The sequence below is a fragment of the Arthrobacter sp. E44 genome (assembly GCF_041877125.1).
Lineage (GTDB): Bacteria > Actinomycetota > Actinomycetes > Actinomycetales > Micrococcaceae > Arthrobacter.
In genome coordinates this window covers 115,431-141,474 of the sequence record NZ_JBHDJA010000007.1, presented here as the reverse complement: position 1 = coordinate 141,474, position 26,044 = coordinate 115,431, and the positions used below count along the sequence as shown (strand labels likewise).

Genomic DNA, 26,044 nt, shown 5'->3' with positions numbered 1-26,044 from the left:
GCGGCCACGCACATGGCTGCATCAACCGATGGGAGCACCATGGAAACCACGCCGCAACCGGAACCCGGCCCGGGATCGACGGAAAGCCGACTGGCGGAAGGTGCGTCGCTGGACGGTAGATCGATGAACGGTGCATCGCAGGCCAGTAGATCCGTGGACGCTGCATCGAAGGGAAGCGCACCGCCGGGCGGGCCGGGATCGCCTCCCCGGCAGGGAGGCCCTGGCCAGCCTCAGCCAGGTGCGCCCAGGCATAAAGGGGCCGACAGCCTGGTCCTGGCGATCCTTGCCCCTGCAAGCATGATCCTCACGGCACCTGTATCCATGTTCGCCATGTTGATGACGTATTCGTCCAACGGCTCTTCCAGCAGGCCCTGGGTGACTCCCCTGGTGCTGTTCAGCCTTCCGCTCCTCTTTGCTTCTCTCGCCCTGCGACGGGCCATCCCTGCCCTAAAGCGGTCGCCACAGGGATCCGGTGACCGCTCCGCTGCGGCGGTTGCGCTGTGTCTTGGCGGTCTGGTCTATGCCCTGGCACTGGGTCCGGCGTTGGACAACGTGGGGGTGTTCTGACCCCTCCGATCCGGAGCAGTCTCGCGGCGCTATTCTGGAAGGGATGAGCGAATCCCCTGAAAACCCCCAGCAGCCGCATGTCCCGAGGCCCGTGACGCCCGGAACCCAGGCCTCCTTTGGCACCTATGGCGGCCGCCCGGTCAGCTTCGTGCGCCGCGGCACCCGATTGCAGGGCCGGAGGCAAGCTGCCTGGGCCGAGCATGCCGAGCGGTGGGCCGTCGACGTACCAAGGCACGTGGCCAACACCTCGGTCCACCCCGACTACGTCTTTGACGCTGCGGCTGAATTCGGCCGTGACGCCCCGCTCATCGTCGAGATTGGCTCGGGCCTTGGCGATGCCATCTGCCATGCAGCCGAACAGAACCCGGACACGAACTTTCTGGCCGTGGAGGTCTACACCCCGGGCCTGGCCAACACCATCATCAAGATCAACAGCCGGGGCCTGAACAATGTCAGGGTGGTGGAGGCAAACGCTCCGGAGGTACTGGCCACCATGCTGCCCGAAGGCTCGGTCAGTGAATTGTGGGTCTTCTTCCCGGACCCGTGGCACAAGTCGCGGCATCACAAGCGCCGGCTCATCCAGCCTGAGTTCGCAGAGCTGGCGGCGCGGGCCCTGAAACAGGGGGGCCTATTCCGGATCGCCACCGACTGGTCCAACTATGCCGTCCACGTCCGCGACGTGATGGCAGCTTCAATGGACTTCGAGAACCTGCACACCGGCGAGCGCCGCGGCCCCGAAAGCCCGCTGACCCAGGTGTGGCAGTCCGGCGTTGAATCCGTGGTGGGCGGCGCGCCCGTCCGCGAGGGACGCGCGCCCGTGAGCACGGAACACACCGGCCCCAACGAAGGCGTGGACGAAACGGGCGGCTGGGCACCCCGCTTCGAGGGCCGGATCAGGACCAGCTTTGAGGCAAAGGCACACGAGGCCGGCAGGTTGATCTTCGACCTCTGCTACCGCCGCCGTTGAACGCTGAACCTGCCTGGGCGGTGCATCCCGGCCAGTCCGGGCAGGACTTTCAGCCGACGCTGATGGAGCCCACGATCTCCTTGAGCATGTCCAGCCGGGGTTCTGCCTCCGGGTTCAGGTAGGGCCAGATGACCACTACGCCAATGAACCGCCCCCTTTCCCACACGCCTACCGTGGCTGCCACCTTGGCCGGCCCACCGTCGTCGTCATATCCCACAACCACGGCGTAGGCAGCCTTGCCGGGCAGGTTCAGCTCGCCCTCCGCCAGGAGGGTCCCGCCCCGGTCCTCAAGGTAGAAGCCCGCCATCAGGTGCGCCCAGCCGTTGGCCTGCGGGGCGTCCTGCACGGAGGTGTCGTCCTTGATCACGGTGACCAGCACGCCGTTCAGCAGGCCGTACTGTTCGCTGTTGGGCCCGGCCGTGGAGTCGCCCAGGACCTGGGTGTGCTCGGGGAAGTCTGCGGTGAAGCCCAGCGGGGATTCGATGTGCACTGACATGGGTTTCAGAGCCTCTCGAGCTTGGTGTCGTTGGGGACCTTATAGTACGTGGAGACGTTGGTGGTGGCCTGGTTCTCGGTCTTGACCTCCACCTCGCCCATCTTCACGTCAAAGCCTGCCTCGTTGGTGGCCGTCACAACCGAGTTCACCTGGACGGTGGCGGAACCGGCCTCATAGAGCCGTGCCGCGTCACGGGCTGCGCCGGTGTCATTCCCCAGGGCAACGTTGCGCAGGTAGCTGTCGATGATGGGCCGGTTCTCCGGAGAGTAATCCACGTCGATCTTGACGCTGCCCTGCGTCCCTGCCGTGACGGTGGAATCGAATTTGGCGGCTTCTGTCTTCACACCGGAGGTGACGCCCTGCGCCACGGTGCCGTCCATGGACACCGAGACGGAATCGATGTTGTTGCTCTTGTCCATGTTGACCTGCAAGCCCCCCTTTCCGGAGGCTTCGAAGACCCTGCCGTCAAGCTTGAGCTGGCCCTGCGCGGAGATTTCACCGCTGGCGGTGGAGGTTCCGTCCGTCAGGTTCCGCTCATAGGCAAGGTCCAGTTTTGCCCCGCCCGAGGCCGTGCCGGCCTCACCCTCTGCATCGAGCGAGAACGTGCCCTTGGCCTTGTCCGCCTGTCCCATGGAGCCGTTGTCCTTGGCAGCGTCATTGATGGTGTCCAGGACGTACCCGGGAGGGTTGCCCGCCACATCCTTGATCTCGCCGATGCTGTCCGGCGGCAGGTCCCGGTACATCTGTTCGCGGGCAGCCATGGCTTCCTCCACGCTGCCGAAGGTGTACTCGCGGGATACCTCGCCGGTCAGGGTGGCCCCCGCCGTGCCGGTGGTGTCATTCACGCCCAGGCCCAGGTTTCCGTACACCTTCATGGTGGCGGACCCGTCGGCGTTCTCCACCACCTCGGTCCCCACTTCGGCACCGCCATGGACCCAGGCGACCCGGGCTTCGATGGAGGCCTTGCCCGTCTCCGAGTAGACCGGGATGTCCGCCTTGGCCAGCTCCTGGAGGTGCTGTTTGGCCAGTTGCTGTGCGGCCGCGGGGATGCCCCCGTCCATGCGCATGAGGTCCTCGGCGAAGGGGCCGTCGCTGCCTTCGCCCTCGATCAGGTATCTGCGGTCGGCGTCGGACAGTCCGGCCCACCACTTCGCCTGCTCTTCGGGGCTGGCGTTGAGCATCCGGTCCAGCCCCGACGCCAGTTCGCGGTGGTGCTCCGCGAGCTCCCTGGCGGCTTCGGCCTTTTCCTGGAACCAATCCTTGGCCTGCGCCGCCAAAGAAGTAATCCTGTCCCAGGCGCTGCCGCCGGAGCCGTCGCTTCCGCGGGTGGAAGCTTTCTCCTGTTCATCGGCGTGTTTCATCAGGATTTTGGAGTTTTCCCGCAGGCTGGCGACGACTTTGTCCAGGCTGGGGCGGTGGCTGGCGCTCCATTCCTGGCGGAAGCGTTCACCGTCCCTGCCCTTCCACGGTGCGGACTGGATCTGGCTGTGCAGTGAACCGGCCCGGCTGCTCAACAGGGATGCTGCCTGGTCGGCCGCCTTGGCCAGCGCCCGCAGCTGGCTGATGTCTGCGCCGTAAAAAGTCATGGTTTCCCCCGGGAAAAGTGTGCGGTGCCTGTCGATCGCTGGTCCTTATGGTTGCACAGGTACCGGACGCGGGCGATGGGGATCCCTCCCCATCGCCCGGCGGTCCGGGCGCGGACAGTGCCGGGAGCCGACTGTTCCGCATCCCGGCCGGCATGGCACGATTGCCCTTGTACGAAGGGCACGCACACCAGCGCACTACCGCGCCTGCTCAAAGGAAAGACGATAAAAGAAGAACTCAAACAGGTGGTCGAGAAGGCCGAGGACGTCACGAATTCGCGCATCCTCGAGTTCCTGGCCCGGGCCGGGTTTGCCGTTAGCGGCATCCTGCACCTGCTGGTGGGTGCCATTGCCGTCCGGCTGGCCGTGGGCGGCACGGGCAATGCCGATTTCAGCGGCGCGATGGCCGAGCTGGCAACCATGCCTGTGGGCCCGTTTCTGCTATGGGGCAGCTTCGCGGCCTGCGCCGCGTTGTCGCTCTGGCAGACCGGCGATGCAATTTTCGACTTCAACCACCAGGCCACCAGAAAAAAGATCAAGAACAAGGCCAAGGCCGCCCTGCAGGCGGTCGTGTACGCCGTCCTGGCCGTGACTGTTTGGCACTTCGTAACGGGCTCCGGGACTGGCGGGGACAACCGCAAGGCCGCCAGCGACTTCACTATCGCCATGGTGCAGGCCCCGGGCGGGGTGGCATTGCTCGTCCTGATCGGATTGGCCGTGGCGGTCGCGGGCGTGGCCTACGGCATGCGGGGCCCCAACAAATCCTTCGAGAAGCACCTGCGGATGCCGGCCTCCGGGACGGCTCGTACAGCGGTGGTGACCCTGGGGGTTGCGGGATACCTGGCCAAGGGCATGGTGCTGCTGCTGACCGGCCTGCTCATCGTGATTGCCACCATCAAGGAACATCCGGAGGACTCCACCGGTCTGGACGGCGGGCTGCGTGCCCTTCGGGACCAACCGATGGGCCCCTATCTCCTGGCCGCGGTGGGAGCCGGGCTGGTCTGCTACGGCGCGTACATGATCATGCGCGCCCGGCTGGCCAAAATGACCAAATAGCCGGCTGCAGTGTGATGAGGTGGGGGAATGCCGCAGGTACGTGCCGAACGCCTCATCCGAATCGATCCGGAGACCGCATTCGCCTTTTCCCAGACCACCGGAGAGTTCCGCCTCAAGTGGGACCCCTTCATCTCCGCACAGGCTTTCCTGGACGGAGCGCAGGCAGCAGGCAAGGGCGTCCGCACCCGCACCAGGTCGCGCCTTGGCCTGACGATGGTCAGCCAGTATGTCTCCTACGCGCCGCCGCGGAACGTGGGCATGACCATGGTGTCCGGGCCCTGGTTCTTCAAGAACTTCGGCGGCGGCTGGCGTTTCACCGCTGACGACGACGGCACCCGGGCGGTCTGGAAGTACACCTTTTCCTGCCGGCCGCCCTTGCTGCGGCCCATCATGGAGCGGATCGGCAGTTGGCTGCTGGGCTACGAGATCGAACGGCGGATTGATGCCTTCGCCCGCGCCTGCGAGGACGAGGCCCTGGTCGCGGAGTTCAAGGCACTGGGGACCCGGGACCAGTCGCCGCGCACCTAGGGAACCGTAATCACCGCCACCGCGTGCTGCGCGCCGTCCCGCAGCTCCACGCTTGAGATGCTGCCCAGCTGGATGGGCGTTGCCCCGGTGACCTTGACCTTTCCGCTGGGCGTGGCCGTCCAGGCACAGGCGCGGTCCTCCCCGCCGGCGCGGTCCCGCACCCACAGCGAGAGCGTCCCGTCCGCCGGCAGGCTGCTGCCGCTCACCGCGAGTTCGGTCCCCCACGTCTTCCGCGCCATGTCGATGTTCACCTGCAGCCCTCCCCCGGACACCACCGAATAGGTGGCGTCCGGCTGCGGCGGCCTGGCCAGCAAAGGCCCCACCGCCAGGCCCACCGCCAGGCAGGCAGCGGCGACGGCGCCCGCCAGCGCTGCCCACCGCCGTCGTAATGTCCGACGGCGGCGCGCCAGTTCGTCGAAAAGGCGGACGGGGACGCCGGGGTCAGCCGCCCCGCTGCCGGGAACGTCGGTAAGCGCCACGGCGTCGGGGACGGGAAGCGCGTCCAGAAGCACTGGCACCTTCTCCAGCACGGCAAGTTCCTTGCGGCAGCCGGCGCAGCCCTGCAGATGCGTCTCGAAGAGGGCAAGGTCGGCGGGCTCAAGGCCGCCCAGCACATAGGCCCCCAGCAAGGTGTGTGGGTTGGTGCTCATCGTTCCACCCCCATTTCATCCAGGATGCCCCGCAGGGCCCGGAGGGCGTAATACGCGCGGGACTTGACCGTGCCGCTGGGGATGTTGAGCTGGACAGCCGCCTCGTTGACCGTGAACCGGCGGTAATGCAGGGCCACCAAAACGTCCCGGTGTTCCTTGCTCAGCCGCAGCAGTGCCTCCTCCATCAGGACCCTGTTGAGCAGCTCATCAACGCGGCCCATCACCTCGACGGGATCGGTGGGGCTGCCCTCCAGCGCCTCCCGCGGGCGGCGCTGGCTGCGTCGGTAGTTATCGATCATGATGTTCCTGGCCGTGCGGTACAAGTAACTGCGGAAGCTGCCGTTGACGTCCGGGGCGTGCTGCCACACGCGGAGCACGGTTTCCTGGACCACGTCCTCCGCGAGCTGCGGATCATGGGTGGCGCTGAGCACGAACCGGCGCAGGGCGTTCCCGTGTTCACGGTAGATGGCCTCCACCACATTGTCGTCGAGCGGCATGCCGCCCCTCCCATCGCTGCCCCGGCACTGCATGGCCCATGTCGCCACACGCGGGCCACTGTGCAGGAACGCCACAGCATCCGGCGCTCCTGGCTGTTACCACGCATGAAGCCTTCCAACGGTTCAACGGCCCTCGCCCGCAATCCCGCTCCACCGCGCTGTGAACCATTCTTTACCCGGCGGCGTGGTAGGGGTAGGTGCCCGGTAATGCGGGGCCGGCGCCCGCTGCGAAGGCAGCAGCGAAGAACGCCACAGCAAAAAACATCAAAGCCAAGGAGCACACCATGAAACACCATCTCGGGCCAGGCCTTGCCATCCTGGCCCTGGCAGCAGCCCTCAGCGGCTGCGGCAGCAGCAGTACAGCCCCGGCCGGAACCAGCCCGGCTACGGGCGCCGCGGGCAGCACAGCCACCGCGTCATCCGGGGCGTCGTCTGCCGGCCCGTCTTCAACCTCCACGTCATCGTCCGCCTCATCGTCCCAGGCAGGCGCCGCCGTCGACCTTAAGACGGCTTCCTCGACGGCGGGCAGCATCGTGGTGGATGCGAAGGGCATGAGCCTCTACTTCTTCACCAAGGACACCAAGGACTCCGGCACCAGCGCCTGCACCGGCTCCTGCCTGGTCTCATGGCCGCCGCTGACCACCAACTCGGGCACACCGGCGGCAGAGGGAGTGACCGGAAAAGTGGGCACCATCAGCACCCCCGACGGGAAGAAGCAGGTGACCCTGAACGGGATGCCGCTGTACTACTTCGCGAAGGACACCAAGCCGGGCGACACCCTTGGCCAGGGCGTGGGCGGTGTGTGGTACCTGTCGGATCCGTCGGGCGCGATGATCAAGGCGCCGGGCCAGGGCTACTAGGCCTGCCCGCTGCCACCCCTACTTGAGGGGTACGTCCGGGACCTTGCCCGGGAGCGGGATTTCCGTGGGCACTGGAACGGGGAGTTTTGGGTTGCCCTGTTCCAGGCCCTTCTTGACATCCCCGTGAACATCCGCGGGCAGGGACGGCTGCGCGGGGACTTCCGCCGGCTTCTGGGCAGGCGCTCCGTGGGTGGGGGTATTTCCGGGCCGGGCAGGAATGCTCGATGGCGCCGCGGCGGCAGGCGCCGAAGCAGGCGCGGTTGCCGCCGGAACGGAGTCCGGGCTGCTGGTCGCCGATGGCCGGGAAGCTGCGGGCCCAGGCGCGGGTACCTGACCGCCGGTGCTGCCCTCAGGTGTGGCGCCGGAGCCCGACACGAAAGTGGTCACGGCATGGTTCAGCTGGCTGAAGGACTCGCGGAAGCCCTGGTCCGAGGCTGCGGCGACAGCACCGCCGGCGGCGAGCGATGCCGCCACGGACAGCGTGGTAAGCGTGATGCGGCGCTTGGCCTTGCGGCGGGCGGCAAGTTCATCGCCAGGCCGGTCCGCGATGGGAAGTACCGTGGTGTCGGCCGGCGTGGCTGCGTGTGATGAACCCGCCATCAACGCCGCGATTTCGGCGGAGGGCGCCGGGGCCTCCGCCGCGAGGGACCTCAGGTCGGCCAAGGCGTCGCGGAGCTGGCCGTCGTCACCCATGCCTGCTTCCAGCAGGAGCTGGTCAACGGCCCCGTGGTTGCGGGATCCTGCGGTGTCACTCATGATTCGCCTGGTTTCTCTTGAGCGTTTGTGCCTTGAGGTTCTGCAGGGCGCGGCGCTGGAGCTGCTTGATCGCTCCGGCGCTCTTGCCCATGATGGCGGCCACCTGGTCGATGGACAGGTCGGCCACGACGCGAAGGGCCAGGACCTCCTGGTGCTCCTCGCTGAGCCCTTCCAGCATCGCCGCGGCTCCGCTGTTCAGTTCCACGGCGTGGTCTTCAGCCGACGGCGTGGTGCGGCCGTCGTACTGGGGGTCGTACGGTGTGAGCTGCGGCCTGCGCTCCAGCCGGCGGTAGTGGTCCACCATGCGGGCGTGGGCAATGGAGAAGATCAGGGACTTGGCGCCCTGCAGGCCACCGGTGAGGTTGCTGATCCGGGGGTAGAAGGCCAGGAACACGTCCTGGGTGACAGCCTCGGGGTCATCGAGTCCGCGCGCCTTGAGGTACCCCTGCACGGGGCCCGCGAAGGTTCGATAGGCAGCAGCGAACAACGCGGCCGGATCGGTTCCGGCTGCGTTGTCGAATATGTCCATCTCTTCTTGGGCCAGAGTGTCTAGCACCAGCGGCTCCTCCATCCCGGGACTCGGCTCAAGCCTTGTCCCGGTCTCCGGTACGGACTGCCAGTCCCCGTGGTCATCCGGCTGCCTCTTGGCGGGTCTTCCAGGGGCGCCCCGGCAAACGTGCGCGACCCCGCCCGGCTGCCTGGACTGCGGCTTGCGAGCCGCAGTCCAGACTAGCGAATGAGCCTTAGCGGGCCGAAACTGAAGAGCTGTGGGCCGTGTTGCCGCCCACAGCCGGGACAGCGGGAACGGCAGGAACAGCGGGGACGGTGGTCTTGCCGTCAACACCCGGAACGGCCGGAACTGCGGGCACAGCGGGAGCGGACGGAACCTCGGGCTTCTCAGCCTGGACGGACACGGACCCCTTGGTTTCGGCGCCGGCCTTCGCGGCGGCGTCAGCCTTGGTCACGACGTCGGCGCAGTAGCTCTTGATGTTCGCGTCGCCCTGGGCTGCGATGGACAGCGAGGAGAATGCCTTGGAGGAAGCGTCCAGGCCGCCGTGGGTGAAGGCGGTGCAGAGGCCCAGGGCCGCGGGGCCGGCGGCGTCAACGGCGGTGTTGGCCTTTGCCGACTCCGTTGCGTCGGCGCTGACCTTTTCGTCCGAAGCCTCAGCGGTAGCGGAAGCCTTGGCGGTGGCGTCCCCGGTGGCTTCTGCGGTCTTCAGGGCGTCGGTCACAGCGGCGGTGGCGGTGGGAGCCGGGGTGGCCTGGGCGTCAGCGGCTGCTTCCGCTGCCAGCTTGGGGGCGGGCGCACCGAAGAGCTCGTGGGCGGTCTGCTGGGCCTGGGTGGGGAGGACGCCCGAGACGGCGGCGGCACCGGTTCCTCCTACTGCCAGGGTTCCGGCAGCCAGGACTCCTGCGGCGACTTTGCTGGTGGCGAGAACGGTGAACACAGACATTTACTTCTCCAAAACCTAGACAACACATTGGGCTGGGCCCGCCGGGCGGGCCCATCACGGACTACATCGCCTGCGGTGGCGGAAAGGTTACGGACGCCCACAATTTTCTTTTTTCTGCCCCCAGATCGCTGGAAAGCTTCCGGATCGCCGGTCCGCTCCGGCGGTGTCACAGCGATCCCGCGATCCGCGAAGCTGCGGCGCCAGCGCCGGCCGTTTTCCTGCCTGCCATGTCAGGAACCCGCGCCGCCATGCGCTGGATGTAGGGCCCTACTTCCTCGTCATCCAGCACCAGGAGGTCCGGCTGGCCGCGCAGCCACCCGGAGTTGAGGGCCGTGACGTTTTCGCGTTCCAGCAGCTCCTCAAACTCGCCGTCAAGCTCCGCCATCCGGAAGACGCCGTCGGAAACGGCACCGGCGCCACGGGCGCTGGACCCAGCCCCGCCGGGCAGCGCAGCGAGGGCCTCCATGGCCAGGTTGAAAAGGTCCAGATGGGCGGCAGCACCCATTGCGGCCATGCCCTCGCGGACCAGTGCGTCGGCGGCACCGGAGCGCCGGCCTGCCATGGCGGCATAGCGTGTGAAGCCGCCGTCCAGCACCTGGCAAAGGTAGAAGTCCACGGCGCAGCTCCGGACGGCAACGGGCGACATCTCGTCCGCGAGCAGCAGGGCATGGTGCATGGCGTTGACGATCGCCGCGTTGGCCTCCACCACCTCTTCGTCCCTGCCGTCGATGCTGCTGCTGGTGAGGACGACGGGCAGGTGCGTGGTGGCCATGGTGATCCTTGGTGGAGGTGGCGGTGCGGCGGACGCCTTTACGGTACGGGGGAAGTGTCACGGCTGGGCCGGGGAGAAATGAACGCCAAGCGAAGTTTTTGGGGCGTGTGGAGAAAGCGCCCGGCAAAGGCCCCCGCTCTGGCGAACTAAGATGGATCAGATAGCCACCCACCGGACCCGGCTCCGCCGTGACCTCCCGAAAGTAGTGCCACCATGCCATCCCAACCGGACGAAAGTGCGGACCTGGCGATACAGACACCTGCCATCAACGACCGCTCACTAGCGGCTGGGCTGGCGTACGCCATGGCCAGCAGGGTCTCCGGCATATCGTTCGACGGCGGCACGGGCCTCATGCTGGGAAAGGTCCGGGGCGGCGCCGAAGTTCCTTATTCCACCACCGCCAAGCTGGTGCGCAAGGCCGGCGGCTGGAGCTGCACCGTTGGCGTTTGCAGTTGCCCGGTCCGGAAGGACTGCAAGCACGTGGCGGCCCTGCTCTTCGCCGCGGAGGACAACCCCTCGGTCCGGATGCAGCTGCTGGCGCCGTCCACGGCAACGCAGGTGTCCCGCGCACCCTCCGCCGCCCTGTCCGACTGGGAGCAGGCCCTCAGCCCGCTGATCTCGCAGCCCGGATCCGCCCCCTCCACCAGCGGCGTTCCCCTGGCCCTGCAGTTCGAGGTGGAGGAACCGCCGCCGCATTTCTCCTACACCGGCCGCCGGGACCCGGTCCGCGGCGTGCGGCAGCTCAAGGTGCGGCCCGTCATCATGGGCGCCAAGGGCAAGTGGATCCGCGGCGACGTTTCCTGGAACACCTTGAGCTACCTGAACTTCCGGCGTGAATCGAACCAGGCGCACGTGGAGTGGCTGCAGGAGTTCCTGGCCGGCCACTCCTCCTCCGCCAGCCGGGTGCACAACTCGGCAGGCCTGTGGCTGAGCCTGAACTCCTACGCCGGGAAGAACCTGTGGAGCCTCCTGTCCGACGCCCGGAAGATCGGGCTCGCCCTGGTCCACTCGCGCGGCACCGAGCCGGTCCGTGTCGCCGAGGCCCCCGCCGCCGTCGGACTTTCCCTGAGCCGCTACGGGGCTCCTGTTGCGGAGCCTGCCGCGGTGGACGCCGTCAAGGTACAGGCGTCCGACGGCGGGCTGGAGCTTTCGCCCACCATCACCGTTGAGGGCGCAGACGTTGATCCGGCCTCGGTGGGAACGATCGGCCGGCCTGTGCACGGGCTGTTCTTCACCTCCGGGGAGGCGTCGCTGCCCGGCGTCCCCGACCCCAACGGAACCATCACGCTGGCGCCGCTGGAGAACGGGCTGAGCGAGGAACTGCTGGCCTTCGTCACGGCGGGAAGCACGCTGCACATTCCCGCCAAAGACGAATCGCGGTTCCTGACCGGTTTCTACCCCAAACTGAAGCAGACGGCCCGCGTGACGGCGCGCGACGAGTCGGTGGAACTGCCCGAACTTGCCGTCCCCACCCTGTCGCTGCTGGCCAACTACGGGGCTGACCACCGGGTGCGGCTGCACTGGGAGTGGCACTACAAGACCGGCAAACTGGTCACGGCGCAGCCGCTGTGGCGTCACCCGGGCGACGCCGGCTACCGGGACGACACCGCCGAGTCCCGCATCCTCGAAGGCGTCGGCCAGCCGTGGAACGTGGTGCCCGCGCTGGGCGAATCCGCCACTGGCGGCTGGGGCACGCCCCGGCTGGCGGCTTCTGCCGAGCTGACGGGCCTGGACACGCTGGCGTTCACGGAGGAAGTACTGCCCCGGCTGCGGGAGGCGCCGGACGTGGATGTCGACACCGTGGGCGAGATCGCCGACTACCGTGAGGCCGAGGAAGCGCCCGTGGTGTCCATCTCCACCAAGGCAACAGAACAGCGGGACTGGTTCGACCTGGGCATCCAGATTTCCCTCGAGGGCCAGCCCGTTTCCTTCGCCGCCGTGTTCTCCGCGTTGGCTGCCGGCCAGACCAAGATGCTGCTGCCCAGCGGAGCCTACTTCTCGCTGGACCTGCCGGAGCTGCACCAGCTGCGGGCGCTGATCGAGGAAGCAAGGTCGCTGCAGGACAACAAGGATGCTCCGCTGCAGATCAGCCGGTTCCAGGCCGGGCTGTGGGACGAGCTGGCGCAGCTGGGGATCGTCGACGAGCAGGCAGCGGCCTGGCGCTCAGCGGTGGGCGGGCTCCTGGAAGGCGGAACGGGCGGGCTGCCGCTGCCGGCGTCCCTCAACGCCGAACTGCGGCCGTACCAGCTGGAGGGGTTTAACTGGCTCAGCTTCCTGTACAAGCACGGGCTGGGCGGCATCCTCGCCGACGACATGGGCCTGGGCAAGACCGTGCAGGCGCTGGCATTGATGTGCGCGGCGAGGGAGCTGGCTGTTGAGGCCCGGTCGTCCGCGGAGAAGCCCGACGACGGTGCTGCCGCCGCCCCTGGTGTGGATGACGCAAACCAGCCGGCCGCCGTCGCGCCTTTCCTGGTGGTGGCGCCCACCAGCGTGGTGGGCAACTGGGCGCTCGAGGCCGCACGCTTCGCCCCCGGCCTCACCGTGCGGACCGTCGGCGAGACCTTCGCCAAGAGCGGCCAGGACGTGGCAGAGGCCCTGGGAGGGGCAGATATCGTGATCACGTCCTACGCCCTGTTCCGGATCGATTACGAGTCCTACGCCTCCCGTACCTGGTCCGGGCTGGTGCTGGACGAGGCGCAGTTCGTGAAGAACCACCAGTCCAAGGCGTACCAGTGCGCGCGCAAGCTGCCGGCGGCGTTCAAGCTGGCCATTACCGGCACGCCCCTGGAGAACAACCTGATGGAGTTCTGGGCGCTGACCTCCATCGTGGCGCCGGGACTCTTCTCGAGCCCCAAGCGCTTCGCCGAGTATTACCAGAAGCCGGTGGAGAAGAACGGCGACAAGGGGCAGCTGGAGAAGCTCCGCCGCCGGGTCAGGCCGCTGATGATGCGCCGCACCAAGGACCAGGTGATCAAGGACCTGCCGCCCAAGCAGGAGCAGGTCCTGGAGGTGGTGCTGAATCCGCGGCACCAGAAGGTGTACCAGACGCACCTGCAACGGGAGCGGCAGAAGATCCTGGGGCTGATCGAGGACGTCAACAAGAACCGGTTCACCATCTTCCAGTCGCTGACGCTGCTCCGGCAGCTGAGCCTGGACGTGTCCTTGGTGGACCCGGCGCTGTCCGCCGTGCGTTCCAGCAAGCTGGACGTCCTGTTCGAGCAGCTGGAGGACCTGGTGGCCGAGGGGCACCGGGCGCTGATTTTCAGCCAGTTCACCGGATTCCTGGGCAAGGTGCGGGAGCGGTTGGACGAGGAGGAGATCGAGTACTGCTACCTCGACGGCGGCACCCGCAACCGGGCCGATGTGGTCAGCGAGTTCAAGAACGGCAGTGCGCCGGTGTTCCTGATCTCGCTGAAGGCCGGCGGTTTCGGGCTCAACCTCACCGAAGCCGACTACGTCTTCCTGCTCGACCCCTGGTGGAACCCCGCCTCCGAGGCGCAGGCGGTGGACCGGACCCACCGCATCGGCCAGGCCCGGAACGTGATGGTGTACCGGCTCGTAGCCAAGGACACCATCGAGGAAAAGGTCATGGCGCTGAAAACCCGGAAGTCGCAGCTGTTCGCGGACGTGATGGAGGGCGACGCCCTGGCCGGCGGCGCCATCACCGCCGAGGACCTGGCGGGGTTGTTCAAGGAGTAGGGGATCCGGGGCCGCGGCTGCCCTGCCCAAAGCGGACACGGATGGTCGGTTGCGACGCGGATAGTCATTTGCGACGCGCGGGTTCCGTTTCGCGGCCCAAATATCCACAGCGTTGGGGAGCCTGCGCAGCGCGGATGCGTTTGCGCGTCGGGAACCGCACCCTATGCTGGTATCCAACCAAAACTACAACGTTGGAGAAGCCGGTGAACCACCAGCAGACAACCGCGCGGACGGCCGCGCAGCCTGCCGTCACAGCACCACCACTCCTGGCGCACCTGCGCCCGGACGCCTTCACCGCCCCCTACCGTGATCCGGTCTGGGACGGGCCCACCGACCCCATCCTCGTTGGGGACAACCTCAAGGGCGAGTGGGTCCTCTTCTACACCCAGCGCCGTGCCACAGCACCGGGACTAACCGGAGTCGAGTGGGTGCACGGCACCGGCGTCGGCGTCGCAAGGTCGTCCGACGGCGGCGCAACCTGGCGTTACCAGGGCACCGTGGAGGGACTGGTCCCGCCCGGAACGGAACTGCCGGCAACCCTCTGGGCGCCCGACGTCGTGCGCATTGACGACCAGTGGATCATGTACCTGACCGTCCTGGGCGGCAGGCGGACGGACTGGACCGGGAAGGCGGAAATCGTCCAGTTCGCCAGCCGGGACTTGGAGAACTGGGAGTACCTGGGCGGCATCGACCTGGACTCGCCGCGGGTGATCGACGCCGCCGTCGCCCAGTGCGGGGACGGCCGGCACCGGCTCTGGTACAAGGATGAGGCCCGGGGCTCCAACACCTACAGCGCGGTCAGCGACACCCCGGAGGACCCGTCGTCGTGGGTCCTGGAAGGGGTTGCCATCCCCGGGCGTCCGCATGAAGGCCCCAAGGTCTTCCCGCTGGGCGGCCACTACTGGATGATCGTGGACGAATGGCGCGGCCAGGCCGTCTATCGCTCCGATGATGCTGCAGACACCTGGGTCCGGCAGGAGCACCTTGGCGGGTTGATCCTCACGGCGCCGGAATCGGTGGACGGAAGGGCCGTCGTCGGGCGCCATGCTGACGTGGTGCCCCTTGCCGGCGGGGCGCCCGGAGAAAGGGCCGACGGCGGCACGCAGCGTGCGCTGCTGGTCTACTTCACGCACCCGTACTGGGGTGGTGAGGACATCGACACCATGGCGCCGGACCCCGGCACGCGCCTCAGCCACGTCCGGGCGGCAGTGCTGGAAGTGCTGGACGGAAACCTGGTCTGCACGGAACACTAGGCACTAAGCCCTCGACGCACAGAAGGGCCAAACCCTGGAACTATAAGCCGGCGGCTGCCGGCACCGGTCCAAGGTTTGGCCCTGACTGTCGGGCTGGGACTAGACCCGCTGCGGTGAGCCCAGCTCCACCGGATCCTCGTCCATCAGATAGGCCAGCTCCGAGTGTGCTGCGAGGTCGATGCCGCGCAGTTCGTCTTCGGGCTTGATGCGGAGACCGCCCATGGCCTTGTCCAGGATCTTGGCGAGGACCCAGGTGATGCCGAAGGAGTAGGCCAACACCGTGACCGTGGCCAGGGCCTGCACGCCCAGCAGTTCAAACCCGCCACCGTAGAAGAGGCCGCTGACGCCGTTCGGAGCCTTGTCCGTGGCGAAGAGGCCAATCAGCAGGGTGCCCAGGATGCCGCCCACCAGGTGGACGCCCACGACGTCGAGTGAGTCGTCGAAGCCCAGGCGGAACTTCCATTCGATGGCCAGTGAGCAGACGGCCCCGGCGATGGCGCCGATAGCCAGTGCCCCCAGCGGGCTCACCGCGCCACAGGCCGGCGTAATAGCCACCAGCGCGGCGACCAGGCCGGAGGCGGCGCCCATACTGGTGGCCGCGCCATGGCGGAACCGTTCCACGAGCGCCCAGGCCAGCAAGCCCGTGGAAGCTGCCACCGCGGTGTTGAGGAAGACCACCGACGCTGACTGGCCGGCGGAGAGGGCGGATCCCGCGTTGAAGCCGAACCAGCCCACCCAGAGCAGGCCTGCACCCAGCAGCACCAAGGGGCGGCTGTGCGGCTTGGCGTGTTCCACCTTGGGCCAGCCGGAGCTCTTGCCCAGGACCAGGGCCAGGGCCAGGGCAGCGGCGCCGGCGTTCATGTGCACCGCGGTGCCGCCGGCGAAGTCGATCGCCTTGATCCCGTTGGCGATCCAGCCACCCACACTGCTGCCGTCGGCCGAATTGAACGCGAAAACCCAGTGGGCGATGGGGAAGTAGACAATGGTGGCCCAAATGCCTGCGAACAGCATCCAGGCGCCGAACTTCATGCGGCCTGCGGCAGCCCCGGCGACGAGCGCGGTGGTGACGCAGGCGAAAAACAGCTGGAACGCGGCAAACAGGATGACCGGGATGGAGGCCGAATCATCCTTGGCCAGCAGCTGCCCCATGCCTGGGAACTCGGTGACGTCACCGATCAGGCCCAGGCCGCCGACAGAGTTCCCGAACGCCATCGAGTACCCGAACAGGGCCCACAGGACGGCCACCAGGCTGGCGCCGCCGACGCACATCATCATCATGTTGAGGATGCGGCGCGACCCCACCATGCCCCCGTAGAACAGGGCCAGGGCGGGGATCATCATGCAAACCAGCGCCGAGCTGGCCAAAATCCAAGCGACATTTCCCGAATCCATGGGAAACCCCTTTCAAGATGCGAACAGGACGGTAACTTGCTGTCAGAGCCGTTCCGCCTGGAGGGACGTGGACGGAGTAACCACGTCCGGCGGAGGGGCGGCTTGTGCCGTCTGGTCTCAATCTATGGCGCCCATTTTTGGTTGGGTTTCAGGGGTGTTAAATGATGGTTTCCGTCATTTGCCCCGGGGTTTCAGCTGTAACGCAGGGCGCAGGAGCACCTGATGTTTCAGCCGCAGGAATACGTGGCAGCCCAGGAGCAAGCGGTTGCAGGACTAGGCTAAGGGAATCCGGGCAGCAAACCACCCCGAAGGAGCCAGCCCTTGAACAGCACGCAGCCCTCCCCCATGCCGCCGACTGAGCTCAGGGTGGGCGTGGTAGGCATCGGCTGGGCCGGCCAACAGCACCTGAAGGCCTACGCCGGGCTGGAAGGCGTCAGCATCGTCTCGCTCGCAGGAATGGAGCAGGAACTCCGGGACTCCCTACAGGCCGAATACTCCATCCCGAACGGCTTCGCCGACTGGGAGGAGATGCTGGACCACGGCGGCCTGGACGCAGTCAGCGTTGCAGTTCCCACCTTCCTGCATGCGCCGGTGGCGATCGCCGCGCTGAAGCGGGGAATCCACGTCTTGAGCGAAAAACCCATCGCGCGCAACGCCGTGGAAGGCCAGGCCATGGTGGACGCGGCACGGGAGGCCAGGCGCGTGCTGGACGTGGCGTTCAACCACCGCCGCCGCGGGGACATCCGGGCCCTCAAGCAGGTCATCGACGACGGCGGCCTGGGCCGCCCCTACTACGCCAAGGCATCCTGGCTGCGCCGCTCCGGCATCCCCACCCTGGGCAGCTGGTTCACCAACCCCGAGCTGTCCGGCGGCGGACCGCTTGCCGACATCGGTGTCCACGCACTGGACTACGCGCTGTACCTCCTGGGCGAACCGAAAGTGGTTGCTGTCTCCGCCGCCACCCACTCCGAGCTCGGGCCGCAGGGCAGGGGCGGCGGAACCCGGTTCACCGCCCAGGCCTCCAGCCACGCATTCGAGGTGGAGGACTTTGCCTCGGCCTTCCTGCGGCTGGAAGGCGGCGCAACACTCGTCGTCGAAGCAAGCTGGGCCACCTACCGGGAAGTGGACGACCAGCTGGAGTTCACGGTCTACGGCACCGACGGCGGCGCCGAACTCAAGGCCCACGGGGCCCCTTTTCCACCCGTTGGCGAGCTCCGTGTGTTCACTGACAAAGACGGCGAATCCGCTGACTATATGCCCGCCGTCGTACCGGGCCGCGCCCACGATGAAGTGGTGGAGGACTTCGTCGCCGCAGTTCGCGGCGGCGCGCAGGTGTGGAGCCGTCACGATGGCTCTCTGGCGCTGTACCGGGCACAGATCATCGACGCCTGCTACCAGTCAGCACTGGAGCAGAGGGAGGTTCGGCTGTAATGGACGGCAAACTGCGGATCCGGGTATGGAACGAGGGCGTGCACGAGGCCAACAACCAGCCGGCCCACATCGGGGAGATCTACCCCGAGGGCATTCACGGCGCCATCGCCGCCGGGCTTCGCTCCCACCTTCCGGACGCGGAGGTCACGACGGCGGTCCTGGCCACGGATGATGAGCACGGCCTTGCGGAGGAGGTGCTGGCGGACACGGACGTCCTGCTCTGGTGGGGCCACATAGCCCATGCCGACGTCAGCGACGCCGTCGTCGAACGCGTCCACCGGCACGTGCTGGGCGGGATGGGGCTGATCGTGCTCCACTCGGGGCATTTCTCGAAGATCTTCACCAAACTGCTGGGGACCAGCTGCTCCCTTGCCTGGCGCAACGACGGCGAGCGCGAGCTGGTGTGGACCGTGAAGCCCTCGCATCCCATCGCGGAAGGCGTGGACAGCCCCATCGTCATCCCGGAACAGGAGATGTACGGGGAACTGTTCGATATCCCGGACCCGGACGACCTGATCTTCATCAGCTCCTTCGCGGGCGGTGAGGTGTTCCGCTCCGGTGTCACGTTCACCCGGGGCAAGGGCCGTATCTTCTACTTCAGCCCTGGGGACCAGGAGTACCCGGTGTACCACCACCCGCAGATCCAGCGCGTCCTGGCCAACGGTGTGGTGTGGGCGGCGCAGCCCGGGTTAGACCGCTCGATCCCTGGTGTCAGCAACCCGGCCCGGGAGCGGTTTGAGGCCGAAAAACGTCATTGACACAGGGTGCGCGCAAGAGCAGATTGAAATCGTTGCAACGCAAGGTTCGGCAGGCTGTGGACGGGCACACCCCGCCCTGCCGTGCCTTTTCCCGGAGCGGCTCAGCGCGCTTGGGTATGAATTTTCATAACCACTCCCTTCCGAGGAGCCAGAAATGCCTGCAGTAACGGTTAAGGATCTTGAATCCAAGTCCTTCAACGAGCCCGACGAAAAGCGCCGGCCACCCAAGACCCAGGTGGACGTGGTGAACATCGGCGGTGCCACCTTGGGCCGCTTCACTTTTGAACCCGGCTGGCGCTGGTCCGAAACAGTCAAGACGGTGGTCCATACGGACAGCTGCCAGGTCAACCACCTGGGCTTCTGCACCGGCGGCACCCTGACCGTACAGCTGGACGACGGGAGCAAAATGACCATCCATGCCGGGGACGCCTACTCCATTCCCGCCGGGCACGACGCCTGGGTGGAAAACGACGAGGCGTACGTCGGCTACGAAATCATCAGTGCAGCCGAGTTCGCCAAGCCCGCCTGACCACAGGAGTGCACAAACTGCTCGCAGTGCAGAAACTCCCAAGGGAGGTCCACAAGGACCTCCCTTTCCTGTTCCCCGGGCCCTACGGTGGAGGGAACACAACGATCGGAGAGCAATGAAAGTCACCGTCATCGGCGGCAGCGGCCACATCGGGTCGTTCCTGGTCCCCCGGCTGGTCCGAGCTGGCCACGAGGTCACCGTCATCAGCCGCGGCAACCGCAAGCCTTACCACGAGGCACCCGAATGGCAGGAGGTGCGCCAGGTCACTGCAGACCGGGAGGCGGAGGACCGCCACGGGACTTTCGGGGACCGGGTTGCTGCCCTGAAGCCGGACGCCGTGGTGGACCTGGTCTGCTTCACCCTTGAATCGGCAGCGTCGCTGGTACAGAGCCTGCGCGGCAAGGTGGGCCACCTGCTGCACTGTGGCTCCGTCTGGCGTTACGGGCAAAGCCTGAAACTGCCCATCAGGGAAAAATCGGATTCGGCCGCGGAGCCTTTCGGCGAGTACGGCATCCAGAAGAACCGGATTGCCCTGATGTTGAAGGAGGAAACGGCGCGCGGCGGACTGGCCACCACCTCGCTGCATCCAGGCCACATCACAGGACCGGGCTGGCATCCGATCGGCCCGCTGGGAAACCTCGACCCCGCCGTATGGCAGACCATTTCCGCCGGCCAGCCCCTCCGGGTCCCCGGCAGCGGTACTGAGCTCATGCACCATGTGCATGCCGACGACGTCGCCCAGGCCTTCGAGAAAGCCATCGCCCAGCGGGAAGCAGCAAGCGGCGAGGACTTCAACATCGTCGCCCCCACAGCGCTGACCGTCCGCGGCTACGCGGACATCGCCGCGGCCTGGTTCGGACACGCCGCCGTGCTGGAAACAGTCCCGTGGGACCGCTTCCGCGAAGACACGACGCGGGACTACGCAGAGTCCACCTGGGGCCACCTTTACCGCAGCCAGTGCTTCAGCATTGAGAAGGCCGCTTCAGTGCTGGGCTACGTGCCGCGGTACGAGCCCGAGCAGGCCATCTTCGAAGCCGTCCAGTGGCTCGTTGACCACGGCCAGCTGCACGTCGCCCGCCCACTGGGCGTCCCTGCCGCCTGAGTGGCTCGCCTGGAGGTCCTGGCAAATTTACCCAAAATGTACGACGGCGGATGGGCACCAAAGTCGAAAGCATGCTTAGTATGGAGGGGTCAGGCTCTGGCTTTGCCAGGGAGAGCACCAACTGTAAGGAGCAACTCCATGGGTTTGGACGACAAGATCGGTAACGCCGCAGAAAAGCTTGGCGGCAAGGGCAAGGAAGCTGCCGGCAGCGCAACGGGCGACGAGAGCCTGAAGGCCGAAGGCAAGACGGACCAGGCAAAATCGGACCTGAAGCAGGCCGGCGAGAACGTCAAGGACGCCTTCAAGAAGGATTAGTCGGCGACACACACAGCAATGGGTGCAGCTCCAGCAGGAGCTGCACCCATTGGCGTTCCTAGGGCTGGTCGCGCTGGTCCCGGAGCTCCTGCAGGAGCTTCAGCTGCTCAGCATTGACCGCCATGAGCATTTCGATCTGGGCGGCAGCGCGGACATCTGTCTCATAGTCATGCTGGGCCATGGCGGAGGCGATGGCGTCCTGGCGCTTGGCCGCGATGAGGAGGATGGCGCCCTGCAGGCCGGCAAGCATGGACAGGAACAGGTTCAGCAGGATGTAGGGATACGGGTCCCATGCATTGTTGGCGAGGAGGTAGGAATTCACTCCTGCCCAGAGCACCATGAAGCCCACGAAGATGCCTACGAAAGGCCAACTGCCCATGCCGTTCCGAAGCCTGTCCGCAGCCTTGTCGCCCGCGCTAAGGCCTTCTTTGTGCCGCCGGTGCCAGTTAACTCTCATCTCAACCATGCGCCCAGAATAAATCCCCGGCGCCCCGGGCAGGGCGGCACCGATGGCGCGGCTTCGATCGCCTAGTGGATGAGCCCCGAGACCAGGTTGATGGTGGTGGCCAGGACAATGGCCCCAAGGAGGTAAGACAGCAGCGCCTGCCGCAGGACCGTGGAACGGATCGCGTTGGTCTTCAGGTCCGTGTCCGAAACCTGGAAGGTCATGCCTACGGTGAAGGCGAGATAGGCAAAGTCCGAGTAGCGGGGCTGGGACTCCTCATTGAAATCGACGCCGGTGCCGTCCCGGTAGTAGATCGCGGCGTACCGGAGGGTGAACAGCGTGTGCACCAGGAACCATGACAGGGCAATGCTGCCCAGGGCCATGGCCACGGTGACATCCTTGGCTCCACCCTGCTCATTGGAGGCGTCAAGCAGGATCAGGGCGACTCCCGCGAAGCTGGCCACCGTGGCGGTGAGGACCAGGGCGTCCGAAAAGACCCGGCCCGGGTCCTCTCTTCGGGCATGCGCCGCAGTGGCCGCGGGCCCCAGGCGCCCAATAACGCTCCACACCCAAACCAGGTAGGTGGCCGAGGCGACTGCCCACCCGAGCGCGGGTGCATAGGCCCAGGCCCCTGAGGGACCGACCAACAGTGCCGCAGCCAGGCCGACGACCAGCATGACCAGCATCCGGAGCCGCGAATGATGTGCGAGGGAGTTGAAGTTCCGGTGGTGGTCGCCGGGAACCGTCATGGACTTCATTCCCCGATCATGGCACGGGAGGCTGGGGCGCGGCTGGATGCCGCTCCCCAGGCTAGATCAGCCCCTGCGCCAGCATGGCGTCGGCCACCTTCACAAACCCTCCGATGTTCGCACCCAGCACGTAATTTCCGGGTTCACCGTACTCGTCAGCGGTGGCGGCGCAGCGGTCGTGGATGCCCACCATGATCTCCGTGAGCCGCTCCTCGGTATGTTCGAAGGACCATGAATCGCGGCTGGCGTTCTGCTGCATCTCCAGGGCCGAGGTAGCCACGCCGCCGGCATTGGCGGCCTTGCCGGGTCCGAACAGCACCCCAGCCTCCTGGAACACCGCCACGGCGTCCCGGGTTGAGGGCATGTTGGCCCCTTCGCCGACAGCCAGCAGGCCACTCCGCACCAGGCGGGCGGCAGCACCGCCGTCGAGCTCGTTTTGCGTGGCGCACGGCAGCGCCACCGTGGCGTCCACGTCCCACACGGACCCGCCGTCCACGTAGGAGACGCCGGCACGGCGTTCCGCGTATTCCTCCAGGCGGCCGCGCTCCACTTCCTTGACGGTGCGGAGGAGTTCGACGTCGATCCCCGCCTCGTCCACCACGTAGCCTGACGAGTCGGAACAGGCCACGACGGTGGCGCCGAGGGCCTGCGCTTTGGCGATCGCGTTGACGGCCACGTTGCCGGAGCCGGACACCACCACGCGCTGGCCGTCGAAGGACGTGCCTCGGGTTTTCAGCATCTCCTGGGTGAAGATGACGGTTCCAAAGCCGGTTGCCTCAGGGCGGACCAGGGATCCGCCCCAGGAGATGCCCTTACCGGTCAGCACGCCGGACTCGTAGCGGTTGGTGATGCGCTTGTACTGGCCGAAGAGGTAGCCGATTTCGCGGCCGCCCACGCCGATGTCGCCCGCCGGGACGTCTGTGTACTCCCCGATGTGCCGGTAGAGCTCGGTCATGAAGGACTGGCAGAACCGCATGACCTCGGCGTCACTGCGGCCGCGGGGGTCAAAGTCGGAGCCGCCCTTGCCGCCGCCGATGGGCATGCCGGTGAGGGCGTTCTTGAAGATCTGCTCGAAGCCGAGGAACTTCACGATCCCCAGGTAAACAGACGGGTGGAAGCGCAGGCCGCCCTTGTAGGGGCCCAGCGCCGAGTTGAACTCCACCCGGAACCCGCGGTTGATCTGGACGCGGCCGGAGTCGTCGGTCCACGGAACCCGGAAGATGATCTGGCGCTCGGGCTCGCAGAGACGCCCAAGGATGGCAGCCTCAAGGAATTCGGGGTGCCTGTCATGGACCGGACCCAGGCTTTCAAACACCTCAACCACCGCCTGGTGGAACTCCGCTTCGCCGGGGTTCCACGCAAGGACAGTGTCCTTGATGGATTCGAGCCGTGCGTCCATGAACAGTTCCTAACGTTGCCGATATGAGGGCCGGCGCAGGAAAGCGCCATCGCTTCAAAGGTTCACGCTTCAACGTATCCGATTACGACCGGGCACCAGTAGGCGGATCCGCGCGCTTCCACTAATCTCCGTAATGTGACAGAAGAATTCCATCATTCGGGAACTATAGAACCTTATTTAAGGTCCGGGAGGAAGCGCTGATGCCCTACATCTGCCTCCTGCTCTCCGGCGCCGCGCTGCTGGTCAACGGACTGGCAACACTCGGCCAACTCCCCCGCCGCGACGCAGCCGTGTTCAGCATGGTGCTCGGTGGCACCCAACTGGTGCTCGGCGTCGGGCATCTTTCGGGGACCGGCGCCGGCAGTGAAGCCCTCATGACGGGCGTCGGCATGTTCCTGTTCGGACTGACCTACGTTTACGCCGGGCTGGACGTCCTGCTGGGGCTTGGCTCAAAGGGACTGGGCTGGTTCTGCGGCATGGTGGCGTTCTTTGGCCTGCTGCTGGCGGGTGCCTGGGTGGGCACCGATCCGCTGCTCGCTGTGCTGTGGGTGTGCTGGTCGGTGCTGTGGGGCCTGCTGTTTGCTTCCTCAGCGCTGGGAGCAGCGCGGCTGGAACCGTTCGCCGGTTGGGCGCTGGTCCTGGCCAGCCAGGTGACGGCCACCGTCCCGGCGTTCCTGGGCTTGGCCGGACTGTGGCCCCGGAGCGGCTTGGTGGCGTGTTTGGCGGCGGCGCTCCTGGCCGGTCTCTTCGTGGCAGCGGGCTTGCTGGCGCGGCGGGGACGGCGCAGTCCTCGCCGGGCCAGTGCAGGCGCCCCGGGGCTGGCTGCGACAGTCAACGACGCTTCGCTCCGTCACGCCGGCGAGCGGGGCAAAACCCGCCTGGCAGACTAACGCAGCGCCTAGGAAGCGGTGACCTCGGCTGCATGCTGCCGCCGGATCCCACGCCTGCTGCTGCGGCCCGTGCGGGCGCTCCAGCGCTGGTGCCGGTACTCGACGTCAATGGGGTGCCCGAAGGCGGCGCTGATGTTTTCGCTGGTGATGACCCCGGCAGCAGGCCCGGCGGCCACTGCCTGCCCGGCCGTGATCAGCAGCGCGTGGCTGGTTGTGGCGGGCAGTTCCTCCAGGTGGTGGGTGACCAGGACTGACGCCATCTGCGGGTGGGTGTAGGCGAGGTCGTCGATGGTTTCCAGCAGTTGCTCCCGGGCAGCGATGTCCAGGCCCGTGCAGGGTTCATCAAGAAGCAGCAGCTCCGGGGAGGAGATAAGGGCCCGGGCAATCAGCGCCCGCCCACGCTCACCCTGGGAGAGGGTGGGCCAGCGCAGACCGGCTTTGTGGGCCAGTCCAAACTGCTCCACGAGCTCATCGGCCTTGGCATACTCGGCGTGGGTGGGCTCCCACCGCGGGGCCAGGTCATTGCTCCCCGTCAGGCCCGTGAGGACAACCTGGCGGACAGTGAGGGGTGACAGGACCTGGTGGCGCGGATTTACGTGGCCGATGGATTGGCGAAGTGCCTTCAGTTCCACCCGCCCCAGGCGTTCGCCAAGCACGGATACCGTTCCGGAACTGGGGTGGTTGACGGCCCCGCACAGCCCCATAAGGGTGCTCTTCCCGGCTCCGTTCGCCCCGAGCAATGCCCAGTGTTCTCCGGCCTTGACCGAGAGCGTGATCCCGCTGATGATGTCGCGGCCGTCCCGGCGAAACGAAACGTCGTCCAGTTCCAGTACCTGGTTGTTCACCGGGCGGTGGTTCATCTTTGGGTCTCCTCAAAGGGTTGGTGTTTCCCCAACTCTCGCGTCCCGTCCCGAATGAATGCAAAAGCGTTCGACATATGGCAGCGGCCGACCGCCCTCAAGGGCAGCCGGCCGTGCATTGCTATGAAGTTTTGTTCCGTTACCGGAGCACTACAGTGCGGTTTCCCTGCAGGATGACCCGGCCTTCGCAGTGCCACTTCACCGCGTTGGAAAGGGCCTTGCATTCCGTGTCGCGGCCGGCGGCCACCAGGTCCTCGGGCCCGTAGGTGTGGTCCACGTCCACAACCTGCTGCGAGATGATGGGCCCCTCGTCCAGCTCCGCGTTCACGTAGTGCGCAGTGGCGCCTACGGTCTTGACGCCGCGCGCATAGGCCTGGTGGTACGGCTTGGCGCCCTTAAAGCTGGGCAGGAACGAGTGGTGGATGTTGATGGCCCGCCCGTCCAGCTTCCGGGTCAGGTCGTCGCTGAGCACCTGCATGTAGCGGGCCAGCACCACGAGCTCAACGTCGAGCCCGTCCACGAGCGCCATCAGCGCGGCTTCCGCTGCGGGTTTCGTGTCGGCAGTGACCGGGATGTGGTGGAACGGGATGCCGTGCCACTCCACCAGGGCCTCGTGGTCCCGGTGGTTGGACACCACCGCCACGATTTCCACGGGCAGCTCGCCAATGCGGGAACGGAACAGCAGGTCGTTAAGGCAGTGCCCGAACTTGGACACCATGATCAGGACCTTACGTTTGGAGCCCTGGCGTTCCAGCTGCCAGCGCATGCCGAACTTGTCGGCCACCGGGGCAAAGGAAGAACGCAGGACCTCCAGCGTGGACTCATCGCCTTCGGAGACGAAGTGGACACGCATGAAGAAGTGGCCTTCGGAGCGCTCCCCGAACTGCTTGTTGTCGATGATGTCGCAGCCGTGCTCCAGCAGGAAGCCTGAGACGGCGTGCACGATGCCGGGCCCTTCCGGGCAGTCAAGGGTCAGGACGTGTTCCACGGTGGTGGGCGCCTTGGGCGCGGGCACGTGGGTTTCAGTAACGGTCAT

27 protein-coding genes are annotated in these 26,044 nt (G+C 66.7%); 13 read left to right on the top strand and 14 right to left on the bottom strand.

What is annotated here, in order from left to right; genetic code table 11:
• Window positions 1-297: 297 nt before the first annotated feature.
• Window positions 298-567: a hypothetical protein gene (locus ACETK3_RS08580; RefSeq protein WP_236799876.1), complete on the top strand. Its 270-nt coding sequence runs from the start codon at window positions 298-300 to the stop codon at window positions 565-567.
• A gap of 43 nt (window positions 568-610) precedes the next feature.
• The gene (trmB, locus tag ACETK3_RS08575) at window positions 611-1,534 is read left to right on the top strand and encodes a tRNA (guanosine(46)-N7)-methyltransferase TrmB (protein WP_236799877.1); all 924 of its coding nucleotides are present in this window, start codon (window positions 611-613) and stop codon (window positions 1,532-1,534) included.
• Between the two features lie 49 nt (window positions 1,535-1,583).
• Here trmB and ACETK3_RS08570 read toward each other — a convergent pair whose 3' ends face one another.
• Together ACETK3_RS08570 and ACETK3_RS08565 are read right to left on the bottom strand one after the other, a co-directional pair.
• On the bottom strand, window positions 1,584-2,030 hold the full coding sequence (locus ACETK3_RS08570) for a hypothetical protein (protein ID WP_236799878.1): 447 nt from the start codon (window positions 2,028-2,030) through the stop codon (window positions 1,584-1,586).
• 5 nt (window positions 2,031-2,035) lie between these two features.
• Entirely contained in the window at window positions 2,036-3,616 is a 1,581-nt protein-coding gene (locus tag ACETK3_RS08565; protein WP_236799879.1) for a hypothetical protein, read from the bottom strand.
• 243 nt (window positions 3,617-3,859) lie between these two features.
• Between ACETK3_RS08565 and ACETK3_RS08560 the strand changes: the two genes are divergently transcribed.
• Together ACETK3_RS08560 and ACETK3_RS08555 are read left to right on the top strand one after the other, a co-directional pair.
• Window positions 3,860-4,669, top strand: a complete 810-nt coding sequence (locus ACETK3_RS08560; protein ID WP_236799880.1) for a DUF1206 domain-containing protein — start codon at window positions 3,860-3,862, stop codon at window positions 4,667-4,669.
• Window positions 4,670-4,696: 27 nt separating this feature from the next.
• A complete protein-coding gene (locus ACETK3_RS08555) occupies window positions 4,697-5,197 on the top strand; it encodes an SRPBCC family protein (RefSeq protein WP_373992744.1) in 501 nt (166 codons plus the stop codon).
• Here ACETK3_RS08555 and ACETK3_RS08550 read toward each other — a convergent pair.
• Window positions 5,194-5,847, bottom strand: a complete 654-nt coding sequence (locus ACETK3_RS08550; RefSeq protein WP_306969470.1) for an anti-sigma factor — start codon at window positions 5,845-5,847, stop codon at window positions 5,194-5,196. The two genes, ACETK3_RS08555 and ACETK3_RS08550, sit on opposite strands and share 4 nt — an antisense overlap.
• A complete protein-coding gene (locus ACETK3_RS08545) occupies window positions 5,844-6,344 on the bottom strand; it encodes a sigma-70 family RNA polymerase sigma factor (RefSeq protein ID WP_236799883.1) in 501 nt (166 codons plus the stop codon). Before ACETK3_RS08545 ends, ACETK3_RS08550 begins: the two co-directional genes overlap by 4 nt.
• 284 nt (window positions 6,345-6,628) lie before the next feature.
• Here ACETK3_RS08545 and ACETK3_RS08540 point away from each other — a divergent pair, with 284 nt between their 5' ends.
• Complete coding sequence (locus tag ACETK3_RS08540) at window positions 6,629-7,204, top strand: hypothetical protein (protein WP_236799884.1); 576 nt, start codon at window positions 6,629-6,631, stop codon at window positions 7,202-7,204.
• Between the two features lie 18 nt (window positions 7,205-7,222).
• On the opposite strand, the gene ACETK3_RS08535 is transcribed toward ACETK3_RS08540, so the two are convergent.
• The 4 genes from ACETK3_RS08535 to ACETK3_RS08520 all read right to left on the bottom strand — a co-directional run bounded on the left by ACETK3_RS08535 (window position 7,223) and on the right by ACETK3_RS08520 (window position 10,186).
• Window positions 7,223-7,960: a hypothetical protein gene (locus tag ACETK3_RS08535; RefSeq protein ID WP_236799885.1), complete on the bottom strand. Its 738-nt coding sequence runs from the start codon at window positions 7,958-7,960 to the stop codon at window positions 7,223-7,225.
• Window positions 7,953-8,531, bottom strand: coding sequence for an RNA polymerase sigma factor (locus ACETK3_RS08530; RefSeq protein ID WP_236799886.1), 579 nt, complete (start codon window positions 8,529-8,531; stop codon window positions 7,953-7,955). Before ACETK3_RS08530 ends, ACETK3_RS08535 begins: the two co-directional genes overlap by 8 nt.
• A 172-nt stretch (window positions 8,532-8,703) precedes the next feature.
• Complete coding sequence (locus tag ACETK3_RS08525; protein ID WP_236820634.1) at window positions 8,704-9,414, bottom strand: protein tyrosine phosphatase; 711 nt, start codon at window positions 9,412-9,414, stop codon at window positions 8,704-8,706.
• Between the two features lie 166 nt (window positions 9,415-9,580).
• On the bottom strand, window positions 9,581-10,186 hold the full coding sequence (locus ACETK3_RS08520) for a hypothetical protein (RefSeq protein WP_237429071.1): 606 nt from the start codon (window positions 10,184-10,186) through the stop codon (window positions 9,581-9,583).
• Window positions 10,187-10,399: 213 nt separating this feature from the next.
• Here ACETK3_RS08520 and ACETK3_RS08515 point away from each other — a divergent pair, with 213 nt between their 5' ends.
• The gene (locus ACETK3_RS08515) at window positions 10,400-13,885 is read left to right on the top strand and encodes an SNF2-related protein (RefSeq protein ID WP_373992743.1); all 3,486 of its coding nucleotides are present in this window, start codon (window positions 10,400-10,402) and stop codon (window positions 13,883-13,885) included.
• 203 nt (window positions 13,886-14,088) lie between these two features.
• The gene (locus tag ACETK3_RS08510; protein ID WP_306969474.1) at window positions 14,089-15,138 is read left to right on the top strand and encodes a glycoside hydrolase; all 1,050 of its coding nucleotides are present in this window, start codon (window positions 14,089-14,091) and stop codon (window positions 15,136-15,138) included.
• Window positions 15,139-15,237: 99 nt separating this feature from the next.
• Here the strand turns inward: ACETK3_RS08510 and ACETK3_RS08505 are convergent, their stop codons facing one another.
• The gene (locus tag ACETK3_RS08505) at window positions 15,238-16,530 is read right to left on the bottom strand and encodes an ammonium transporter (protein ID WP_237429075.1); all 1,293 of its coding nucleotides are present in this window, start codon (window positions 16,528-16,530) and stop codon (window positions 15,238-15,240) included.
• Between the two features lie 345 nt (window positions 16,531-16,875).
• On the opposite strand from ACETK3_RS08505, the gene ACETK3_RS08500 reads away from it, so the two are divergent.
• The 5 genes from ACETK3_RS08500 (at window position 16,876) to ACETK3_RS08480 (ending at window position 20,665) form a co-directional block, all read left to right on the top strand.
• Window positions 16,876-17,961, top strand: coding sequence for a Gfo/Idh/MocA family protein (locus ACETK3_RS08500; protein ID WP_236802950.1), 1,086 nt, complete (start codon window positions 16,876-16,878; stop codon window positions 17,959-17,961).
• A complete protein-coding gene (locus ACETK3_RS08495; RefSeq protein WP_236799892.1) occupies window positions 17,961-18,719 on the top strand; it encodes a ThuA domain-containing protein in 759 nt (252 codons plus the stop codon). Before ACETK3_RS08500 ends, ACETK3_RS08495 begins: the two co-directional genes overlap by 1 nt.
• A gap of 154 nt (window positions 18,720-18,873) precedes the next feature.
• Window positions 18,874-19,248 carry a cupin domain-containing protein gene (locus ACETK3_RS08490; RefSeq protein WP_237429076.1) on the top strand — a complete coding sequence of 125 codons (375 nt, stop codon included), beginning with the start codon at window positions 18,874-18,876 and terminating at the stop codon, window positions 19,246-19,248.
• A gap of 115 nt (window positions 19,249-19,363) precedes the next feature.
• Entirely contained in the window at window positions 19,364-20,350 is a 987-nt protein-coding gene (locus ACETK3_RS08485) for an NAD(P)-dependent oxidoreductase (RefSeq protein WP_237429077.1), read from the top strand.
• Window positions 20,351-20,488: 138 nt separating this feature from the next.
• The gene (locus ACETK3_RS08480) at window positions 20,489-20,665 is read left to right on the top strand and encodes a CsbD family protein (protein WP_214946270.1); all 177 of its coding nucleotides are present in this window, start codon (window positions 20,489-20,491) and stop codon (window positions 20,663-20,665) included.
• 58 nt (window positions 20,666-20,723) lie between these two features.
• Here ACETK3_RS08480 and ACETK3_RS08475 read toward each other — a convergent pair whose 3' ends face one another.
• The 3 genes from ACETK3_RS08475 to gdhA all read right to left on the bottom strand — a co-directional run bounded on the left by ACETK3_RS08475 (window position 20,724) and on the right by gdhA (window position 23,258).
• On the bottom strand, window positions 20,724-21,131 hold the full coding sequence (locus ACETK3_RS08475) for a DUF1003 domain-containing protein (protein WP_236799895.1): 408 nt from the start codon (window positions 21,129-21,131) through the stop codon (window positions 20,724-20,726).
• Between the two features lie 62 nt (window positions 21,132-21,193).
• The gene (locus ACETK3_RS08470) at window positions 21,194-21,868 is read right to left on the bottom strand and encodes a DUF1345 domain-containing protein (protein WP_236799896.1); all 675 of its coding nucleotides are present in this window, start codon (window positions 21,866-21,868) and stop codon (window positions 21,194-21,196) included.
• A gap of 52 nt (window positions 21,869-21,920) precedes the next feature.
• Window positions 21,921-23,258, bottom strand: coding sequence for an NADP-specific glutamate dehydrogenase (gdhA, locus tag ACETK3_RS08465; protein WP_237429078.1), 1,338 nt, complete (start codon window positions 23,256-23,258; stop codon window positions 21,921-21,923).
• Window positions 23,259-23,458: 200 nt separating this feature from the next.
• On the opposite strand from gdhA, the gene ACETK3_RS08460 reads away from it, so the two are divergent.
• Window positions 23,459-24,148, top strand: coding sequence for an AmiS/UreI family transporter (locus ACETK3_RS08460; RefSeq protein WP_237429079.1), 690 nt, complete (start codon window positions 23,459-23,461; stop codon window positions 24,146-24,148).
• Between the two features lie 8 nt (window positions 24,149-24,156).
• Here ACETK3_RS08460 and ACETK3_RS08455 read toward each other — a convergent pair whose 3' ends face one another.
• Both ACETK3_RS08455 and purU read right to left on the bottom strand, forming a co-directional pair.
• Window positions 24,157-25,008 (bottom strand): ABC transporter ATP-binding protein, encoded by an 852-nt coding sequence (locus ACETK3_RS08455; RefSeq protein WP_236799899.1) that lies wholly within the window; start codon window positions 25,006-25,008, stop codon window positions 24,157-24,159.
• A gap of 139 nt (window positions 25,009-25,147) precedes the next feature.
• A complete protein-coding gene (purU, locus tag ACETK3_RS08450) occupies window positions 25,148-26,044 on the bottom strand; it encodes a formyltetrahydrofolate deformylase (protein ID WP_236799900.1) in 897 nt (298 codons plus the stop codon).

Bases quoted from the DNA above. Each gene is read 5' to 3' on its own strand.
- ACETK3_RS08580 (WP_236799876.1), top strand. From the start codon at position 298: ATGATCCTCACGGCACCTGTATCCATGTTCGCCATGTTGATGACGTAT.
- trmB (WP_236799877.1), top strand. From the start codon at position 611: ATGAGCGAATCCCCTGAAAACCCCCAGCAGCCGCATGTCCCGAGGCCC.
- ACETK3_RS08570 (WP_236799878.1), bottom strand. From the start codon at position 2,030: ATGTCAGTGCACATCGAATCCCCGCTGGGCTTCACCGCAGACTTCCCC.
- ACETK3_RS08565 (WP_236799879.1), bottom strand. From the start codon at position 3,616: ATGACTTTTTACGGCGCAGACATCAGCCAGCTGCGGGCGCTGGCCAAG.
- ACETK3_RS08555 (WP_373992744.1), top strand. From the start codon at position 4,697: ATGCCGCAGGTACGTGCCGAACGCCTCATCCGAATCGATCCGGAGACC.
- ACETK3_RS08550 (WP_306969470.1), bottom strand. From the start codon at position 5,847: ATGAGCACCAACCCACACACCTTGCTGGGGGCCTATGTGCTGGGCGGC.
- ACETK3_RS08545 (WP_236799883.1), bottom strand. From the start codon at position 6,344: ATGCCGCTCGACGACAATGTGGTGGAGGCCATCTACCGTGAACACGGG.
- ACETK3_RS08540 (WP_236799884.1), top strand. From the start codon at position 6,629: ATGAAACACCATCTCGGGCCAGGCCTTGCCATCCTGGCCCTGGCAGCA.
- ACETK3_RS08535 (WP_236799885.1), bottom strand. From the start codon at position 7,960: ATGAGTGACACCGCAGGATCCCGCAACCACGGGGCCGTTGACCAGCTC.
- ACETK3_RS08530 (WP_236799886.1), bottom strand. From the start codon at position 8,531: ATGGAGGAGCCGCTGGTGCTAGACACTCTGGCCCAAGAAGAGATGGAC.
- ACETK3_RS08525 (WP_236820634.1), bottom strand. From the start codon at position 9,414: ATGTCTGTGTTCACCGTTCTCGCCACCAGCAAAGTCGCCGCAGGAGTC.
- ACETK3_RS08520 (WP_237429071.1), bottom strand. From the start codon at position 10,186: ATGGCCACCACGCACCTGCCCGTCGTCCTCACCAGCAGCAGCATCGAC.
- ACETK3_RS08515 (WP_373992743.1), top strand. From the start codon at position 10,400: ATGCCATCCCAACCGGACGAAAGTGCGGACCTGGCGATACAGACACCT.
- ACETK3_RS08505 (WP_237429075.1), bottom strand. From the start codon at position 16,530: ATGGATTCGGGAAATGTCGCTTGGATTTTGGCCAGCTCGGCGCTGGTT.
- ACETK3_RS08500 (WP_236802950.1), top strand. From the start codon at position 16,876: ATGCCGCCGACTGAGCTCAGGGTGGGCGTGGTAGGCATCGGCTGGGCC.
- ACETK3_RS08495 (WP_236799892.1), top strand. From the start codon at position 17,961: ATGGACGGCAAACTGCGGATCCGGGTATGGAACGAGGGCGTGCACGAG.
- ACETK3_RS08490 (WP_237429076.1), top strand. From the start codon at position 18,874: ATGCCTGCAGTAACGGTTAAGGATCTTGAATCCAAGTCCTTCAACGAG.
- ACETK3_RS08485 (WP_237429077.1), top strand. From the start codon at position 19,364: ATGAAAGTCACCGTCATCGGCGGCAGCGGCCACATCGGGTCGTTCCTG.
- ACETK3_RS08480 (WP_214946270.1), top strand. From the start codon at position 20,489: ATGGGTTTGGACGACAAGATCGGTAACGCCGCAGAAAAGCTTGGCGGC.
- ACETK3_RS08475 (WP_236799895.1), bottom strand. From the start codon at position 21,131: ATGGTTGAGATGAGAGTTAACTGGCACCGGCGGCACAAAGAAGGCCTT.
- ACETK3_RS08470 (WP_236799896.1), bottom strand. From the start codon at position 21,868: ATGAAGTCCATGACGGTTCCCGGCGACCACCACCGGAACTTCAACTCC.
- gdhA (WP_237429078.1), bottom strand. From the start codon at position 23,258: ATGGACGCACGGCTCGAATCCATCAAGGACACTGTCCTTGCGTGGAAC.
- ACETK3_RS08460 (WP_237429079.1), top strand. From the start codon at position 23,459: ATGCCCTACATCTGCCTCCTGCTCTCCGGCGCCGCGCTGCTGGTCAAC.
- ACETK3_RS08455 (WP_236799899.1), bottom strand. From the start codon at position 25,008: ATGAACCACCGCCCGGTGAACAACCAGGTACTGGAACTGGACGACGTT.
- purU (WP_236799900.1), bottom strand. From the start codon at position 26,044: ATGACCGTTACTGAAACCCACGTGCCCGCGCCCAAGGCGCCCACCACC.